9 protein-coding genes, 1 tRNA gene and 3 pseudogenes are annotated in these 17,626 nt (G+C 67.0%); 4 read left to right on the top strand and 9 right to left on the bottom strand.

Annotation, left to right across the window (positions count from 1 at the left end; all coding sequences use genetic code 11):
* Positions 1-5: 5 nt before the first annotated feature.
* Complete coding sequence (leuC, locus tag CFOUR_RS05120; RefSeq protein WP_085957855.1) at positions 6-1,427, bottom strand: 3-isopropylmalate dehydratase large subunit; 1,422 nt, start codon at positions 1,425-1,427, stop codon at positions 6-8.
* A gap of 59 nt (positions 1,428-1,486) precedes the next feature.
* On the opposite strand from leuC, the gene CFOUR_RS05115 reads away from it, so the two are divergent.
* The gene (locus CFOUR_RS05115) at positions 1,487-2,185 is read left to right on the top strand and encodes an IclR family transcriptional regulator (RefSeq protein WP_179154839.1); all 699 of its coding nucleotides are present in this window, start codon (positions 1,487-1,489) and stop codon (positions 2,183-2,185) included.
* A gap of 37 nt (positions 2,186-2,222) precedes the next feature.
* Here CFOUR_RS05115 and CFOUR_RS05110 read toward each other — a convergent pair.
* Together CFOUR_RS05110 and CFOUR_RS05105 are read right to left on the bottom strand one after the other, a co-directional pair.
* Positions 2,223-3,371 (bottom strand): annotated as a pseudogene (locus CFOUR_RS05110) (type III PLP-dependent enzyme domain-containing protein); the annotation flags it as partial.
* A gap of 1 nt (position 3,372) precedes the next feature.
* Positions 3,373-3,525: pseudogene (locus CFOUR_RS05105) on the bottom strand (pyridoxal-phosphate dependent enzyme); the annotation flags it as partial.
* Between the two features lie 40 nt (positions 3,526-3,565).
* Here CFOUR_RS05105 and CFOUR_RS05100 point away from each other — a divergent pair.
* Positions 3,566-6,157 carry a YhgE/Pip domain-containing protein gene (locus CFOUR_RS05100; RefSeq protein ID WP_290180170.1) on the top strand — a complete coding sequence of 864 codons (2,592 nt, stop codon included), beginning with the start codon at positions 3,566-3,568 and terminating at the stop codon, positions 6,155-6,157.
* A complete protein-coding gene (locus CFOUR_RS05095) occupies positions 6,154-8,343 on the top strand; it encodes a YhgE/Pip domain-containing protein (RefSeq protein ID WP_085957852.1) in 2,190 nt (729 codons plus the stop codon). Before CFOUR_RS05100 ends, CFOUR_RS05095 begins: the two co-directional genes overlap by 4 nt.
* Positions 8,344-8,431: 88 nt before the next feature.
* Here CFOUR_RS05095 and CFOUR_RS05090 read toward each other — a convergent pair whose 3' ends face one another.
* Positions 8,432-10,126 carry an alkaline phosphatase D family protein gene (locus CFOUR_RS05090; RefSeq protein WP_290180168.1) on the bottom strand — a complete coding sequence of 565 codons (1,695 nt, stop codon included), beginning with the start codon at positions 10,124-10,126 and terminating at the stop codon, positions 8,432-8,434.
* Between the two features lie 136 nt (positions 10,127-10,262).
* Here CFOUR_RS05090 and CFOUR_RS05085 point away from each other — a divergent pair, with 136 nt between their 5' ends.
* Entirely contained in the window at positions 10,263-12,173 is a 1,911-nt protein-coding gene (locus tag CFOUR_RS05085) for a fibronectin type III domain-containing protein (protein WP_290180166.1), read from the top strand.
* 52 nt (positions 12,174-12,225) lie between these two features.
* On the opposite strand, the gene CFOUR_RS05080 is transcribed toward CFOUR_RS05085, so the two are convergent.
* From CFOUR_RS05080 to CFOUR_RS05060, 5 genes and pseudogenes are all read right to left on the bottom strand, one after another.
* Positions 12,226-14,928 carry a diaminopimelate decarboxylase gene (locus CFOUR_RS05080; protein ID WP_230471832.1) on the bottom strand — a complete coding sequence of 901 codons (2,703 nt, stop codon included), beginning with the start codon at positions 14,926-14,928 and terminating at the stop codon, positions 12,226-12,228.
* A gap of 53 nt (positions 14,929-14,981) precedes the next feature.
* The gene (locus CFOUR_RS05075) at positions 14,982-15,941 is read right to left on the bottom strand and encodes a pyridoxal-phosphate dependent enzyme (protein WP_290180165.1); all 960 of its coding nucleotides are present in this window, start codon (positions 15,939-15,941) and stop codon (positions 14,982-14,984) included.
* A gap of 10 nt (positions 15,942-15,951) precedes the next feature.
* Positions 15,952-16,526: pseudogene (locus tag CFOUR_RS05070) on the bottom strand (HD domain-containing protein).
* An 83-nt stretch (positions 16,527-16,609) separates the two neighbouring features.
* A complete protein-coding gene (locus CFOUR_RS05065; RefSeq protein ID WP_290180163.1) occupies positions 16,610-17,428 on the bottom strand; it encodes a PhzF family phenazine biosynthesis protein in 819 nt (272 codons plus the stop codon).
* A gap of 63 nt (positions 17,429-17,491) precedes the next feature.
* Positions 17,492-17,564 (bottom strand) — tRNA-Glu (locus CFOUR_RS05060).
* Positions 17,565-17,626 lie beyond the last annotated feature (62 nt).

The raw sequence follows: 17,626 nt of genomic DNA, 5'->3' as shown, positions 1-17,626 counted from the left end.
TCCTTTTACAGGTCTGCGGGGCTGGCGAGGTGGCCGGCGACTGCGGTCGCCGCGGCGACGAGCGGGGAAACGAGGTGGGTGCGCCCGCCCGGGCCCTGGCGGCCTTCGAAGTTGCGGTTGCTTGTCGACGCGCTGCGTTCCCCCGGCTTGAGTTGGTCCGGATTCATGCCCAGGCACATGGAGCAGCCCGCGGTACGCCACTCGGCCCCGAAGTCAGTGAAGATCGTGTCCAGACCCTCCTCCTCCGCCTGCTGCTTGACCAGCGTGGAGCTGGGCACGACCAGCATGCGGGTGTGCTCGGCGATGGTGCGGCCCTTGACCACCTCGGCGGCGGCGCGCAGGTCCTCGATGCGGGCGTTGGTGCAGGAGCCGAGGAAGACGGTGTCTATGGCGATGTCGCGCAGCGGGGTACCCGGGGTCAGCCCCATGTAGTCGATTGCCTTGGCCGCGGCTTGCTTCGACGTCTCGTCGGTGAAGTCGTCCGGGTCCGGCACGTGTTCTCCCAGCGGCAGGCCCTGGCCGGGGTTAGTGCCCCAGGTGACAAACGGGGTCAGGCTCGCGCCGTCGATCTCGACGACGGTGTCGAACGTTGCGCCGTCGTCAGTCGGCAGCGTTTTCCAGTACTCCACCGCCGCGTCCCAGTTCGCGCCCTTCGGGGCGTATTCGCGCCCCTCGACGTAGTCGAACGTCTTTTGGTCCGGTGCGACCATGCCGGCTCGCGCACCGGCCTCGATGGACATGTTGCAGATGGTCATGCGCGCTTCCATGGACATCTTCTCGATGGCCTCGCCGCGGTACTCGATGATGTGGCCTTGTCCCCCGCCGGTGCCGATCTTGGCGATGATGGCCAGGATCACGTCCTTCGCCGTCACACCTTCCTGCAGCTCGCCGGTGACTTCGACGGCCATGGTCTTGAATGGCTTCAGCGGCAGGGTCTGGGTGGCCATGACGTGCTCGACCTCGGAGGTGCCGATGCCCATCGCAATCGAGCCGAACGCGCCGTGGGTTGAGGTGTGCGAGTCGCCGCACACGATGGTCATGCCCGGCTGGGTGATGCCCAGCTGCGGCCCGACGGTGTGCACGATGCCCTGTTTGACGTCGCCCATCGGGTGCAGCGTGACGCCGAACTCCTCGCAGTTCTTGCGCAGGGTGGCCACCTGGGTGCGCGAGGTCGGCTCCACAATCTCGGCCAGTGCGCCGATGTTGATGCCTTCAGTAGGCACGTTGTGGTCCTCGGTGGCAAGATGCAGCTCCGGGTGGCGCATCGTGCGGCCAGCCATGCGCAGCCCCTCGAAGGCCTGCGGCGAGGTGACTTCGTGCAACAGCTGGAAATCGATGAAGATGAGGTCGGGCTCGTCGTTGTCCCCCTTGCTCACCACATGGTCGCGCCACACTTTCTCCGCCAACGTCAGCGGTTTCTCCGCCATAGGAACCTCCTTCGCGCTTCTCCCCTATTCCCACATAATGAGATGGTAGGATTCGAACTGTGAGACAGTATAACGAAGGATCAGGCATCAAAGTGCTCGACCGCGCAGTGGCCATCGTGGCCGCCGTTGCCAGCGGCGACAAGTCGCTGGCCGAACTCAGCGACGCCACCGAGCTGCCCCGCGCCACCGCCCACCGCATCGCCACCGCCCTCGAGGTGCACCACGTGCTCGCCCGCACAGAACACGGCGAGTGGACACTCGGGCCGGCCCTGCCCAGCTACACCGGAGGCCCCTCGCCGAAGCTGCTCGGCGCGGCAGCACCTGTGCTGCGCGACCTGGTGGCAGTCACCGGCGAATCCGCCCAGCTCTACCAGCTCACCGGCTCCACACGCACCTGCATCGCCGCAGAGGAGCCGGAAAGCGGCCTGCACAACGTGGTGCCGGTGGGCTCCCACTTGACCCTCACCGCGGGCTCCGCCGCCCGCATCTTCGCCGCCTACAGCCCCGCACACACGCCTGTCGACGCACCCTTCAAGGACGCGGACCTCAAGCAGGTGCGTGACGACGGCTTCGCCGAATCCGTCGCAGAGCGCGAAGTCGGGCTCGCATCGGTGTCCACGCCGGTGTTCCAACCGGACGGCGTGCTGGTGGCTGTGCTGTCTATATCCGGTCCGGCCGAGCGGCTCGGACCGAGCCCCGCAGCCAAGTGGGGCGCCGCGCTCAAGGACGCCACCGCTCGGCTGAGCGCCGAGCTCTAGCCGAGCTCCGGCCTGACACTGGGGGCGCCAACGGGCGTCAGCGAACGCCGATGTTGTCCAAGCGCCCCGCTGGCCACACCACGTTCTTCGCCAGCGGGATCTGGTGCGACGCGCTCTCCAGGATGTGCATGAAGTACCCAGCGGTGTTCGGGATCGCGACGAGGTCTCCCGCCGCCACACCGCGGGGAAGCGGATCTTCCGCCGCAGAATCAGTTCGCCCTCAATGCAGTAGGCGCCGACCAAGAACGCCTCGATCTCCTCGCTCGGCGGGGTCCGCTTGACCAGCTAGGGGTCGATGAGGAAGTCATCCGAGGTCGTGCGGCACTGGGGTGCGGTTCATGGCTAGGCCCACCAAGGGCACGCCGTCGAAACGGGTCTTGGTGAAGGCGACTTCGGCAAGGGTTAGCCCGCAGCCGTCGACAAGCGAGCGCCCCGGCTCAAGATGCAGACGCAACCCGCGCTCGCGCAGCGCCTCTGCGACGCCGCCGGAGAGTACCTCGGTGAGCCACGCGCCGCGTGTCGGCTCCTGCCAGTACGGGTACGTGTTGCGCAATGGGTCGGACTTCCAGGTAAAGGGCTCGGCGTAACCGCTGCGCTGCAGCGCGATCGCGTCCTGGTACGCGCGCCATTGCGCCTCATCCGCCAGGTAGGACATGGGCACACCTCCCCCAATGTCCACGAACGCGGGCGCGTGGCCGGATGCAGCCAGCGCGTCAACAAGCCGCATACACTCGCGCAGCGCGGACGCGCGGTCCGCCGCCGCGTAGCCGTGCAGGTGCGCGTGGAATCCCACGACCCCGAGGTTTCGGCGCGGCGTGCGAAAGTACTCCGCCCAGGCGTCGAGGCGCTCGCCGAAGCGGGTCGGCGGCATCGTGCGCGGATCCGGGGCGAGCCGGGGCACGACCTTGGCCACCGCGCCGCGCGCGGTGGCGAGCCGAGCGATGCGCTCCGCCTCCGCGCGGCTGTCCGCAGAGATAACCACCGCGTTGTCGATGGCCAGGGCCAACAGCCGGTCGGGCTTGATCGCCGCGGAGCAGATGATCCGCTCCCCGGGCATCCCCCGCTCGAGCACTTGGCGCAGCTCGTTCTCGCTGGCGACGTCGACGCCGTGGCCCATCTCGCGCGCCTCGTCGGCGAATACCAGCGCCTTGTTGGCTTTGCGAGCGAAGAACACCTTCGTCCCCACGCAGAGCCACGCCCAGGTTTCTGGAGCTCGACTCCACAACGACGCTGCCCGGTCCGAGCACGCCCCGCTCGAGGGCGTCGGCGACGAGGGCGCGGGCTGCGCGGTTCTTGGCGCTGCCGCCGGGGTTGAAGGACTCGAGTTTGGTCCAGACCCGGGCGTTTCCCTAACCCTCCATTCGAGGGTACGCTCGCCACGTGAGAAAAAGCGGGCAGATTCTTGGACGGGACATTCGTCGCCTGCTGCGCGTTCCCCGGGCCTTCATCATCATCGTCGGCGTGCTCATCACCCCCGCGCTTTACGCGTGGTTCAACATCAACGCCTTCTGGGACCCCTACGCCCACACCCAGAACATCCGCATCGCGGTGGTCAACAACGACCGCGGCGCCTCCGCCGAGCGCGTCGGCGAGGTCGACGTCGGCGAACAGATCACCGAGCAGCTCAAGGGCAACGACAAGATCGGGTGGGTGTTCCTCCCCGAGGACGAGGCCCGCGACGGGCTCATGCGCGGCGACTACTACGCCATGTTCCTCATCCCACCTGAGTTCAGCGAGGACCTGCTGAGCCTGGTCAGCGGCACCTACACGCAGCCAGTGCTGGAGTATTACGTCAACGAGAAGAGCAACGGCGTCACCCCCTCGATCACCGACGCCGGCGCCTCCGCCGTCGACACGGCCGTGTCCGAGGCCTTCAAGAAGAAGGTCGGCGAGGCCGCGGCGACCGAACTGCGCAACACGGGGTTCGCGTCGCGCGATGACGCCGAGGAGGTCCGAGGCAAGGCCTCCGGGAGCTTCGGCCAAATCGCCGCCGACCTCGACGCCTCCCAGGGGCGGGTGGCCACGATGAAGCAGAGCATCAGCGGGGCGCGCCCGATCGTCGCCGAGCTGAACACCCTCGTCGGCTCCGTCGACGACACCCTCAGGTCCGTGGACTCCTCCCTCGGCGAGGCCGAGGGGATCATCGCCGATCTGCAGAAGTCCTCCGCCGGTTTCAGCGCCGACACGTCGACCGCGCTCGTCGAGTCCACCAACGCGCTCAGCCGCGGCGCCGCCTCCGCCAACGCCTCCATCGCGGAGGCGACGGGCCAGCTCGGCACCGCCCAAGGGCGGGTGCGCTCCGCCGTCGGCGAGGTCGACGGCGTGGTCAAGCAGGGCGAATCCGTCGCCGCGCAGCTGCGCGCCATGTCGGCCGGGGCCGCCCTATCGCCCGAGGTCCGCGCTCAGCTCGACGCCGCGGCCAGCGCGCTGGAAGAGCGTACCGCCGCCTCCCGCGCCGTCCTCGACGGCCTGAACAACGTGGACCGCAGCGCGGGCGCCGCGCTGGCGTCGATAGGCGAGCTCGGTGACTCCCTCGGGGCCGCGACCGCCGACTCCAACGCCGCAGCGCGCGACGCGAGCAAGCAGCTCGGCGAGTCCGTGCCCGCGATCAACGCCTCGCTCGCGCAGGCCTCCGGCAGCGTCGCCTCCGTGCGCGGCGCGCTGAGCAGCCAGCGTGCCCTGCGCGAGGAAACGACCTCCCTGCTCGCCGGGGTGGACAACCAGCTCGCGGCCAGCCTCGGCATCCTCGACGAGGTCTCGGGCAACCTCGGCACGCTTGCCGACGGCGCCCGCTCCGCCCAGTCCGACATCAACGCCCTCCTGGCCACCTCCGACTCGGAGGCCCTCAACACTGTCACGAACCTCAACTCCGCGAAGATCGGCGAGTACATCTCCTCGCCCGTCACCGTCGAGCAGCAGGCTGTATTCCCCACGGAGAACTACGGCAGCTCCATGGCCTCCTTCTTCACCAACCTGGCCCTGTGGATCGGCGCGTTCGTGCTGACGATCATCTTCCGCGTCGAGGTCGACACCGAGGGCTTCCGCCGCCTCACCGTCGGCCAGGCCTACCTCGGCCGCTTCCTCCTCTTCGCCACGCTCTCGGTGCTCCAGGCCGTCGTGGTGACGCTCGGCAACGTGGCCTTCGGGGTACAGATGCAGTCCGTCACGGCCTTTCTCGCCACCGCAATCGCCATCGGGGTCGCCTACACGGGGATCATCTACTCCATCGTCTCCGCGCTCGGCCACATTGGCCGCGGCATCGCCGTCTTCCTCGTCGTCATCCAGATCCCGGGCGCGTCGGGCCTCTACCCCATCGAGCTCATGCCCGACTTCTTCCGCCGCATCTACCCCTTCCTCCCCTTCCGCTACGGCATCGACGCGATGCGCGAGACCATCGCCGGGTTCTACGGCCATCACTACCTCCGCTTTTTGGCGATGCTTCTCGCCATGTCCGCCGCGGCCTTCGCCCTGGGGTGGCTGTTCCGACTCACCTCCTCGCACGCCAACCTCCTGTTCAACCGCCAGCTGGCGCGCACGAACCTGATCACGAACGAGAAGGTGGAGGTCATGGGCTCGCCCTACCGCGCGTCCGACATCATGGCCGCCCTGTCGGACCGGGATGAGTTCCGCGGGGGCGTCGAGAAGCGGGCGCGGATGCTGCGGGAGAACTACCGCACCCTCATCTTCGGCGGGATCGGCGCGGGCGTTGTCGGCATCGCCATCATCACCCTGCTCACCATGCTCCTGCCCACCGACAAGACGATCATGCTGGCCATCGTCGCCGCCTGGTCGCTGCTGGTCGTCCTCTACCTCGGCGCGGTGGAGTACTTCACGCAGAGCCTCGTCGACGCCGAACAGGTCTCGCGCCTCGGCGAGGCCGAGCTGCGCGACGCCGTGATCCACCGCCACGACTCCGCCGGCACCAGCATCACCATCGGGCCCGCGGATGCCGAAAGCGAGGACACCAAATGAGGACCGTCTTCTCCATCGCCTACAACGACCTGCGCCGGCTCTACACCAACGTCATGGCAGGCATCGTCATGGTCGGCCTGATCGCCATCCCCTGCCTCTTCGCCTGGTTCAACGTGCTGGCCACGTGGGACCCATTCGGCAATACCGAGCGCCTCGAAGTGGCGGTGGCCAACACCGACCGCGGCCACACGAGCGATCTCACCCCGCTGGCCGTCAACGTCGGCGACATGGTCCTCTCCCAGCTCTACCGCGACGACTCTATGGACTGGGTCATCACCGATGCCGACGACGCCATCGAGGGCGCGAAGTCCGGTGAGTACTACGCCGCCATCGTCTTGCCGCCCACGCTGAGCGACGACATGTTCACCTTCTACGCCGACGACGCCGAACCCAGCCGGATCGACCTTTACGTCAACGAGAAGAAGAACCCCATCTCCCCGCTGCTCATCGCCAACGGCACGCAGGGCGTCACCGCCCAGATCAGCGCGTCGTTCACCAGGGCCCTCTCCGAGGTGTCATTCGGGGTGATCGAGACGGCCTCGGACTACTTCAACGAGGCGGAGACCCAGCAGGCGCTCGACTCCATCGAGACGCGCACCGCCAGCGCCCGCGACCAGCTGCTCTCCAGCGCCCGCACCGTCGACGCGCTCGCCTCGCTCACAGAGTCGAGCGTGCCGCTCGTCGACAGCGCCGAGCGGATCTCCGGGGCGCTGGGCGACTCTCTCGGGCAGGTCCACCCCGTCGACCTCGGGGTCACCGGGGCGAGCCTCGGCGGAGACGGCGCGGCGCTTGCGGCGGCGCTGGGGGCGACGTCGGTGAGCTTCGCCGCCGTGAGCGAACGTGTCGACCAGCTGCTGGCGGACTCCTCCGCCACCTCCCAGGCCACCGCCGCGAACCTGACGGACATCGCCGCGCGCGTCGACGTCCAGGTGAAGCAGTACACGGCCCTGCGCGACACCATCAACGGGCATGTCGCCCCGGCGCTTCCCCCCGACGCCCAGCCGGGGGTGCGCGCGGTTGTCGGCGACCTCAACGACGCCATCGCCCGCCAGACGGCCGTGCGCGACCGACTCAACGACGCCGCCGCGCACCTCACCGCCGGGCAGGGCGGCCGGGACGGGAAGAACGCGGACCGGCAGGAGATCGAGGACTCGATCGCCCGGGCCCGCGAGGCGATGGACTCGGCCAAGAATTCCTACGACGCCGGGATCCGCGCGCGCCTCGAGGCGCTGTCGGGCTCGCTGGACAACGTCCGGGCGAACGTCGACAAGGCCCGCTCGGACATGGACGGCGTCTCCTCGGCCCTGGCCAACCGGCCCGGCTCGCTGCGCGACACCCTCGCAGCCTCCGGTTCGGACCTGCGCGACACGGCGGAATCCCTGCGCGCCAACGCGGCGAGGATGCAGGAGGCGCAGCGGTCGATCGCGCAGGCGCGCTCGAATGGGGACCTGACGAAGCTGGCCGACCTCGTCTCCAGCCACCCGGAAGTGCTCGCCGACGCCCTCGTCGACCCAGTCAAGGTGGAGCGCAAGGAGATCTTCCCCCGCGTCAGCTTCGGCGCCGGCATGGCCCCGCTCTACACGGTGCTCGCCCTGTGGGTGGGCGCCCTGTTGACGTCGGTGGCCGTGCGCACGGACGACCGCTCCATCGAACAGAACGTGGTCGATCCCGGCCGCCTCACCGCGGGCCAGAAGTACTTCGGCCGCTACCTGACGTTCGTGACCACCGGCCTGGCCCAATCCACGCTCCTCATGGCGGGGCTCATCGTCTACGTGGGCATCGAGCCCGCGCACCCCTTCCTCCTCTTCATGGCGGGGTGGGTCTCGAGCCTGGTCTTCCACCTGATCTGCTACACGCTGGTGCTCTCCCTGAGCAACGCCGGCAAGGCCGTGGGCGTGCTCATCCTGGTGCTCCAGGTCTCGGCGGCGGGCGGCGCCTACCCGCTGCAGCTGCTGCCGGGCTGGGCGCAGGCGATCAGCCCCTGGCTGCCCGCGACCTACTCGATCCGCGCTATGCGCGCCGCGGTCTTCGGCACCTACGGCTGGGACTTCTGGCGAGCCCTCGGCAGCCTCGTCCTCTTCGTGCTGCCTTTCCTCTTCCTCGGCCTCTGGCTGCGCCACCGGCTGCGCCACGCGATCGGCCGCATGGACGAGGCGGTCGCCCAGACCAAGGTGATGATGACGTAGGCCGCCCGCCTACAGCTCGATGGTGCCGCGCACGCGCGCGGTGACCAGCCCGCCCACCCAGATGTCGCGGCCGTCGTCGATAAGCAGATTATGCCTCGACGAACCCCTCGCCCATGCGCCACTGGCGCTTCTCGCCCAAGCTGACAGAAGCGTCCGGGTCCTCCACGTCCGAGACGCGGTAGTAGAGCATGTCGACATAATCGCGGTGGATGCTCGCCACGCCGTAGCCGTGCGCGTCAAAATCGATGTGGCTGACCCACGGGTTGGCATCCCGAATCGTCTGCTCCACCAGCAGCGACGTGGGGTTGTCCTCCTCGTGGTACGTGCCGAACGCGCTGGTGAGGATCTCATCCACGTTGGGCGCGGAGATTGAGGTTGTGACCATCTCGCATCCGATCTCGCCGAAGCCGGACGGCGAGGCGATCGAGTTCGCCCACTCCGAGTGAATGTCGCCGGTGAGAAACAGCGCGTTCGACTCCTGCTCGTCCAACATGGTGAGCAGGCGGTCGCGCTCCGCGGCGTAGCCGTCCCACTGATCCGAGTTCACCGCGATGCCCGTCGCACGCTCCTTCATGTAGCCGGCAGCGATGTTGGCCTTCTCATTGTCCGGAATGGTGACAAAGCGCATCGGCGAGACCATCACCGAATTGCCCAGCACGTCCCAGCGGGCGGTGGACTCCTGCAGCTGCTGCGCCACCCAATCGAACTGCTTCTTACCCAGCATCGTGCGGTCGTCGTTGGCGAAGTTCGCACCGGTGGTTTCCGCGTCGCGGTAAGTGCGCAAATCCATCATGGTCAGCTGCGCCAAGTCGCCGAACGTGAAGCTGCGGTAAAGCAGCCGCTCCTCGCCCGCGGACTGCGCGCGCACCGGCAGCCACTCAAAGTAGGCCTGCTTCGCGGCACTCAAGCGTTCCGGCCACTCGCCCTCCACACGGCCGTCGGTGTGGTTCTCAGCGCCCTCGAACCAGCTGTTGTTCGCCGTTTCGTGGTCGTCCCAGATGACAATCCACGGGCACGCCGTGTGCGCGGCCTGCAGGTTCAGGTCCGTGCGGTAGCGGCCGTGGCGCTGGCGGTAGTCCTCCAGCGTGGAGATCTCCCATTCTGGGTGGTGCATGCGCGCGACACCGCTTTTACCTGCGTACTCGCCGGTCGGGTACTCGTAGATGTAGTCGCCCAGAAAGACCACGTGGTCGATCTCGCCCGACCGGGCGCGCTGGGCCATGTCCCCGTAGGCGGCAAAGAAGCCGGATTCCCAGTTCGCGCACGACGCGATGGCGAGGTTGAGCTGATCCAGCTCAGCGCTCTGCTCCGGCGCAGTGAGGGTGCGCCCCACCGGAGAGGTGGCGCCGGCGTGTTCGCCGCTTTTCACGATGAAGCGGTAGAAGTACTCGGTAGCCGGCTTCAGCCCGGTCGGGTCCACGTGGACGGTGTGGTCCGAATCCGCCGACGTCGTCACCGTGCCGGTCTGCGGGCGCGAAAAGTCCTCGGAATCAGCAATTTGCCATTCCAGCTCCACATCCTCGCCGAGCCCAGAGCCGGGCAGCGCCTCGCGCGAGGGGGTCACGCGAGTCCACAAAATCACGCGGTCCGGCAGCGGGTCGCCGGAAGCGACGCCGTGGAGGAACGGAAGGTCCCACTGCTGCGCGGGCGTGGGCACCTCCGGCGTGGAAACCGTGCCCCGGCGGGCGGCGTAGGCACCGCCGGTACCGATCGCGGTCGCGGCTGCGGCCGCTGCGACAGTTTGCAGGAAAATTCGTCGATTAACACGGAACTTTGCGCTCATGCAGCCTACTTTCAACTGGGGATGAGACCACCGCAAGAATTGCAGCGCGATGTCAGGCAAAATTCACCTCCAATTCACCAAGGTGTCCCCACGCTGGTAACCGGCTGTTCAATCCTGGTCATTTAAGTAGGCGGGCATGACCATCTTGCGCACACGTCCTTCGAAGCCGCTGCGCCGCAGCGCTGTCGCCACCGCTGTAGTTATCTCCCTGTTCGCCCCCGTGACCACCGCAGTCGCAGCCGACGCACCGGCGGGCGCGGTCAACACCAAGATCAGCCGGGTCGTGCTCGGCATCGGCTCGGACGCCACCGAAGCCAACGTTGCGTGGCAGTCCAAGACCAGCGAGCTGCAGTACTTGGAGTACTGGCCGGCGGATAACCCGAAGGACGTGACCAGCGTCGAGTCCCCGAAGGGGCCGTACAACGCTGCCATCTTCTACCCCCACGAGGCCACGATGACCGGTCTTTCCCCGGAGACCGAGTACGTCTACCGGGTGGGCAACGACGAGCGCGGCTGGAGCGAGCAGCGCACCTTCACCACCGGCGCCGATACCGATACGTGGAGCTTTTTGGCCATGGCTGACGCGCAGATCGGCGTGGACGCAAAGATAAGCGAGCAGGCCGCCGCGTGGAACAAGGCAGTCGACGTCGCTACCGGCGAGCACCCGGACTCCGCCTTCCTCATGCACCTGGGCGACCAGGCTGAGGGCTGGGGTGCGCCGGTGAAGCAGCTGGAGGCCTTCACCGCTCCGGAGCAGCTGCAGAAGTACCGCCTGGCTGTGCTCAAGGGCAACCACGAAACCTACGCCTCGGACAGCCACTTCCAGGACACCTACTTCCTGCCCAACGAGGTGGACGACACCGCAAACTACTTCTTCAACTACAACAACGTCCTGTTTATCGGCCTCGATGGCAACCGCTCGAGCGCCGCCGACATCGACACCCACGCACAGTTCGTCAACGACACCATCGCCGCACACGGCGCAGACGCAGACTGGGTCATCGTGGGCATCCACCAGGCGCCGTTTTCCCAGGGCACCCACTACACCGACAGCGACGTGGTGGCGCTGCGGGAAAACCTCACCCCGAAGCTGTCCGAGGCCGGCGTGGACATGGTGCTCAGCGGCCACGACCACATCTACACCCGCTCTCACCTGATGAACGGTGTGGACCCCGTCATCCCGGAGGGCGCCTCCAAGTCCGGCGACGTGCTGATCCCGGAGGACGGCGAGGTCCTCTACGTCACCTCCACCACCGCCACGGGCGGCAAGTACTACGACTTCCAGGACGAGTCTGGCGAGAAGCACCCGTACATCCGCGAGGAGCGCGCCCACGATCTGGCGCACAAGTCCACCGCCCGCTGGCGCCAGGATTACAACCCGGATTACACCAGCATCGACGTCTCCCCGACAGAGCTGAAGCTGACCACCTACAACATCAACACTCCGTACGTGGTGGATCAGGTCACGCTGCAGAAGAAGGACGCTGACAAGCCGACCACTTCCACCACGCCGTCCGCCGCGGAAAGCTCCACCCCGGCGACCACCACCGAAGCCCCGGCAACTTCCACCCAGGCCGACAAGCCCGACGCGGAGACCATCACCACGACGAAGACTTCCGAGAAGGTGGTCACCTCCACCGAAACCTCGGTGGGCACCGCTACGTTGACGGAGACCTCCACGCAGACTTCCCCGGTGACGAAGGTTGTGGAGAAGACGAAGACGGTCCCCACCACGGTGCGAGAGACTGTGACCAAGACCGAGCAGGTCACTGTTCCGACTACCGTCACGAAGCACGCGGACCCGAAGGCCACGGATCCGAAGACCACCGAGCCGAAGGCCACGGATCCGGAAACCACCGAACCGAAGCCCACCGATACCAAGCAGGCTGAAGGCAGCTCCGAGCAGAGCTCCGGCGGCAGCAGCACCGCCGGCATCATCCTGTCGGTGCTGGCAATCCTGGTTGGGCTGCTGGCTGCGGTCTTCGCGGTCCTGTCCCACGTGAACCCGCAGTGGGTTCAGGAGCTGCGCGACCGGTTCAACATCTAACCCCACGCGAACACCCCGCCCCCGCACTCGCGGCGGCGGGGTGTTCGAGTTTTTAGGCGCGGTCGATTGCGTCGAGCTCCCCTGCCGGCCACACCACGTTCTTGGCCAGGGGGATCTGGTGGGAGGCGCTTTCCAGGATGTGCATGAAGTACCCTGCCGCATTCGGGATGGCCACGATGTCGCCGGCGGCAACACCGCGCGGGAAGCGGATCTTACGGCGCAGGATCAGCTCGTCTTCGATGCAGTACGCGCCCACCAGGTACGCTTCCAGCGGCGAAGAGTCGGGTGTGCGTTTCACCAGCACCGGATCCGTCAGATAGTCGTCCGAGGTGGTGCGACACTGCGTGCGGTTCATCTCCAGGCCCACCAGCGACAAGCCGTCCGAGCGGGTTTTCACAAACGCGACCCGTGCAAGGATCACGCCGCAGCCGTCCAGCAGCGAGCGCCCCGGCTCCAGATGCAGCCGCAGGCCCCGCTCGCGCAGGCCCTCGGCCACGCCGTCTCTAAGCACCTGCTCAAGCCATGTCCCGCGCGTCGGTTCTTGCCAATACGGGTACGTGTTTTCCAGCGGGTCGGCTTTCCACGTCATCGGCTCGGCATAGCCAGCGCGCTGTTGTCCGATGGCGTCTTGCCAGTCGCGCCACTGCTGCTCGTGCTCGAGGTAGCGCATGGGCACGCCGCCTCCGATGTCAATGAACTCGGGGTTGTGGCCGGCGTCCGTGATGGCGTCGATAAGCACCATGCACTCGCGCAGCGCTGCGGAGCGGTCTGCGGCCGCGTAGCCGTGGAGGTGGGCGTGGACACCGACGATGCGAATGCTTTTCGACGGCTCACGCACATGCCCCACCCAGTCCCCCAGCCGCTCGCCGAATCGCGTCGGCGGCATCGTGTCCGGGTCCGGAGCCAGGCGCGGTGCGACGCGGGCGGTGAGACCGGACGCGGCAGCGAGCGCATCGATCCGGTCGTACTCCGCGCGGTTGTCCACGGAGATGACCACGCCGTTGTCGATGGCCAGCTGCAGCAGCCGGTCTGGTTTGATGGCGGCGGAGAGGATGATGCGCTCGCCTGGCACATCGTGGGCGAGCACCTGGCGCAGCTCGTTTTCGCTGGCGACGTCCACGCCGTTGCCGGTGTCGCGTGCGGTGTCGGCGAAGACGAGGGCCTTGTTGGCTTTACGGGCATAGAACACCTTGGTTAACACGCCCGCGCGCCGGCCGGCTTGAACGAGCTCGTCGATGTTGGTCTGCATGGGGGCGGGGTTGAGCACGTTGACGGGGCTGCCGAACTGCTCCAGCAGCTGGTGGCAGCGCTCCGGGTCTGCCAGCAACGCGTCCGACCAGTCGAAGTGCTTCGGCTCCAGCGGCGGCAGGCCGTGCACGCGCTCCGGGTTTTCCATCGCACGGGCGCTGACGCGGTCCGCCCAGCGCGGTATGACGTCCTGCTTGGTGCGCTTGAATGTGTCGTGGCCGAGGATGAGCCCCTCGTTCATCCGCCCTGCCGCGGCGAGGTGGGTTTGCCCGACCAGCGTACCGTCTGCTGCTACGTGCAGGGCGCGCGTGTCGCCGTAGCGTTGCCCGATGCCCTGCTCCACCAGTGTGCCGACCAGCGTGCCGTCGACCACCCCGGGCGGGGCGAGCACCGCGTCGATGACTGCGGTGGCGCCGACCTGACCGGCGAGCTGTTTGAGGTCTTCCTCCCCACGCGCGATCAGTTCGGTGCCGATGCGGCCCTTTGCAATCATGTCCACGATCACCTCCGCGGACTCGACCGGCGGGCCGAACGCGACGCGCTCCATCGTGGAGGTGAAGGAGTCGAAGTCCCTGCCCCCGAGGGTGTCGCGGCCGCCGAAGGAGGCACGGTCGATCAACGCGTCGTAGGTGTCCCGGAACGCAAGCGCCACGGCAAGAGCTGGTGTCCAGGGGCGCTGGCCGCGCGCGGCTGCTATCGACGTGCGCAGCTCTGCCACCGGGTCCCCAGTGAAGTCCTCGCCGCGCAGCACCGCGCGGATGTCCTCCGCGCTGCCCTCGCCGCTGGCGATCCGCAGGATGTGCTCCGCGCATTCTGCGAGGATGCCGGTCAGCTCGTCCAGGCCGGCGCACTGCAGAATCTTTTGCGACGCAAGCTCGATGTAAGGCTCCGCCGTTGTCTTCGCTTCCCCTTCGAGGTAGGCCTTGACCTCCATGAACCGGCCGGAGCGCGTGACCGGGTAGAACACTTTCGCGTCGGCATACTTCACTACGTCGATAAACGTCAGCGCGGCGCCGCGGACGAGTGCGACGTCGTCTTTTCCTACAACGTCCAGGTTGGACGCGGGGTACACCGGCGCCACCACGGTGAGATCGCCGAAGTCCTCGTGGGCCAGCGAGCCGGGCCAGTCGTGCGCGTGGCCGGTGGCGATGAGGGCTTCGTCGAAGTGCTCGCCTTGGACGATTACGCCGTCGGCAGAAGGTTCGACTGCCTCGACTTCTTCTATGCGGTGGGTGAGGCTACAGCGCGGCGGCAGGTGCCGCGCCACCGCGTGCCACGAGGCAAGCAGGTGCTCGCCCACACAACCACGGCTGGGAAATTCGCCTGCGATCTCGTCGTGCGGATCCAGAGGCCCGAGCTGCGTTTCCACAATGCTCTTCGGCGCGTTGAGGATCCAGGCGTCTGGCACGCTCTCGCCGAACGCGCCTGGTGCGGATGCCTCCGCAATCGGCCGGTCGTTGAACACGGTCAACTCGATCGCCGCACCGCGCTGCCGAGCGCGTTCCATCAGTGCCTCCGCAGCCCAAAGTCCACGAGGGCCGGCCCCGATTACCGCTACCTTCACTTCGCGTCTCCGATCTGCGCGTCTGCCCACTCGTCGTTGTAGACGGTGTCGAGGTAGGCACGGCCGTCGTCGTGGAAGACGGCGACGACTTCTTCTGCCGCTCCCTCTTCGAGCAGCTGCGACACCGCCCACGCCACCGCGCCACCAGACGCGCCCGGCGCAAAGCCTGTGGAGCGCGCCAGCGAACGCGCGGCGTGCACCGCATCCGCCGCCTCGACCTGCACCACCCGGTCCGGCGCCACCTCCTTGGACAGCTCCGTCACCACGCCCGCGCCGTAACCGGGGAGGATGCGCTCACCGCGCGCGCCGCCGAACAGCACGGAGCCTGCTGCGTCGACCGCCACGACCTTGGTGTCGTAGCCGTGCTCCCTGATGTGCTGGAGACAGCCACCGACGGTGCCGGTGGTACTCACCGCCACCGCCAGCATTTCCGGCGCGTGCCCGAGCTGCTCGACGATCTCGCGCATGGTGCCCTGATCATGCGCGTCGAAGGCCGCGCGGTTGGAGTATTGGTCCAGGTTCACCGCGCCGAGCGAGTCTTTCAGCTGCGCGACAAGGTTGCGCCGCGCCGTGAGCCAGTCTCCCGTGTCCGGGTCCGGCTCGGTCACCGGGTGCAGCACCGCCCCGAGCGCGGCGATCATCGAAAGCGTCGCCTGGTTCGTGCGCGGGTCCACCACGCAGTGGAACTCCCATCCGCCGACGACAGCTTCGCGCGCTAGTGCGATTCCCAGGTTGCCGCTGCTGGATTCCACGGCCACCGCTCCGGGGTACAACAGCCCCTTCGCGGTAGCGTCCAACACCATCGCGCGCGCCGTGCGGTCCTTGGCACTCCCGCCCGGATTGAATGATTCAAGCTTGCCCCACACCCGGGATTGGTCGGAGAATCCGGCGGACATGTCCACAAGGGGTGTGTTGCCGATAGCGGAGAGAAGGTCAGAATCAGAGGACGCATTCATGCGTTCCACCTTATGCGCTCCGGCTCTCCAACCGAGCTACCTGCTTGGATAGTTCTTCGGCCAGCGGGTTACCTGGCAATCGTTGTTGTACAACCTCAGCCACAGAGCGGTACCACCACAACTGGCGTTCCTTACCGGAGTTGAACCGCTCCCATAACTCGTCCCCAATGTCGTCGAGGTCGGCGTGAATGGACAACAGGTTGTGCAGCTTGTCCGCAGCTGACACCAGCACGCTGCCATCTTCAGCCCGACGCAGGTGGGCAAGGTACGCGTCTGAGCGCTCCTGCCAGCTGGACAGCGTGCTGTTTTTGTCACACCGCGCACAAGGTCCACGACACGCTCTCCGAATTCGTCCGCCATCCGCTCCGCGCTGTACGCCTCTGGTACGTCCTCGATGATGTCGTGGAACAGCGCCGCAATGAGCACGTCCTCATCGTCGGTGGCCTGGGACACTAAGTGCATAACGCCGAAAACGTGAGAGACGTAGGGAATGTCGGTGCCTTTGCGCACGTGGCCGCGATGCGCCCATGCTGCGGTGTTGATTGCTCGAATAAGTCGCGGGGACGCGACAACGTTAGTGCTCATAGATGAACCCTTTCTGCCTGGAACATCTCTCACCGTACAAACACCGCCGACGCCACCCATTCCGCTATAGAACAAGTGTTTTACTACACCTTTAGGGTGCCCCGCACCCGCACCACCGCGCGGCCGCCCACCCAGATCTCCTCGCCGTCGTCGACGATCTCGACCCGCCCGTCGCGCCCCAGCGCCGTGCCCTGCGAAACCGTGTAGCGCTGCGGCACGTCCCCGCGTCCGCGCAGCCACTGCGCCATTGCGCCGTTGGCGCTGCCGGTCACCGGGTCCTCAAATGCCGGGTTGAAAGCGCGCAGCTCGTAAGCCGGGTCTTCAGTACCGGTCAGCGCCGCAAACGCCACCTTCAAGTCGCTTCCCTCCGGCCGCTCGAGTGCCCGCAGCGTGTCCACCGAATCCAGCAGCGCCAGCTTCCAGCCGGGGCCGTTGTCGCCGTAGGAAGCGTCGATAAGCATGTGCTTGGCGACGCCAAAGGCCTCACGCACTTGCGCCTTTTCCTCCTCACTGAGAGGGTCGGACCGCTTGAGCGGCGGGGTGGCGAAAGCGAGTGTGTCGCCGGTGATGCGCACCTCGACGTTTCCTACCCCACACTCCTGAATCACGCGGCCCTCGCTGCACGTCTGGTTGCCCTGCTCTAGCCAGGCCCGCGCGGTGCCGAGCGTGGGGTGGCCGGCGAAGTCGTACTCTTGTGTGGGCGTGAAGATGCGCACTCGGTAGTCGGCTTCGGCGTTGGTGGGTGCGAGCAGAAACGTGGTCTCGGAAAAGTTCGTCCACGACGCAATGGCCTGCATTTGTTCACCGCTCAAACCATCCGCGCCGCAGATCACCGCGAGCGGGTTGCCAGTAAACGCGCCGGTAGCGAACACATCAATTTCGAAGAAATCCAAGGAAGTCACCCGCCCCACGCTACCAACGCAAAACCCTCCGACCCGGAAGTCCGGATCGGAGGTTTCACCTTGTACCCCGTACGGGATTTGAACCCGTGTTACCGCCGTGAGAGGGCGACGTCCTAGGCCGCTAGACGAACGGGGCGCGCTCGCTTGTTTGCGACTTGTTAAAGATAAAGCACGCTACCGTTTACCTACAAATCGCCT

This window comes from Corynebacterium fournieri, from assembly GCF_030408775.1.
Lineage (GTDB): Bacteria > Actinomycetota > Actinomycetes > Mycobacteriales > Mycobacteriaceae > Corynebacterium > Corynebacterium fournieri.
Note: the sequence above shows the minus strand (reverse complement) of the source record. Positions and strands in the feature narration are given on the sequence as shown.

Coding starts and splice junctions, on each gene's coding strand:
- leuC (WP_085957855.1), bottom strand. CDS start 1,427: ATGGCGGAGAAACCGCTGACGTTGGCGGAGAAAGTGTGGCGCGACCAT.
- CFOUR_RS05095 (WP_085957852.1), top strand. CDS start 6,154: ATGAGGACCGTCTTCTCCATCGCCTACAACGACCTGCGCCGGCTCTAC.
- CFOUR_RS05090 (WP_290180168.1), bottom strand. CDS start 10,126: ATGAGCGCAAAGTTCCGTGTTAATCGACGAATTTTCCTGCAAACTGTC.
- CFOUR_RS05085 (WP_290180166.1), top strand. CDS start 10,263: ATGACCATCTTGCGCACACGTCCTTCGAAGCCGCTGCGCCGCAGCGCT.
- CFOUR_RS05080 (WP_230471832.1), bottom strand. CDS start 14,928: ATGGAACGCGCTCGGCAGCGCGGTGCGGCGATCGAGTTGACCGTGTTC.
- CFOUR_RS05075 (WP_290180165.1), bottom strand. CDS start 15,941: ATGAATGCGTCCTCTGATTCTGACCTTCTCTCCGCTATCGGCAACACA.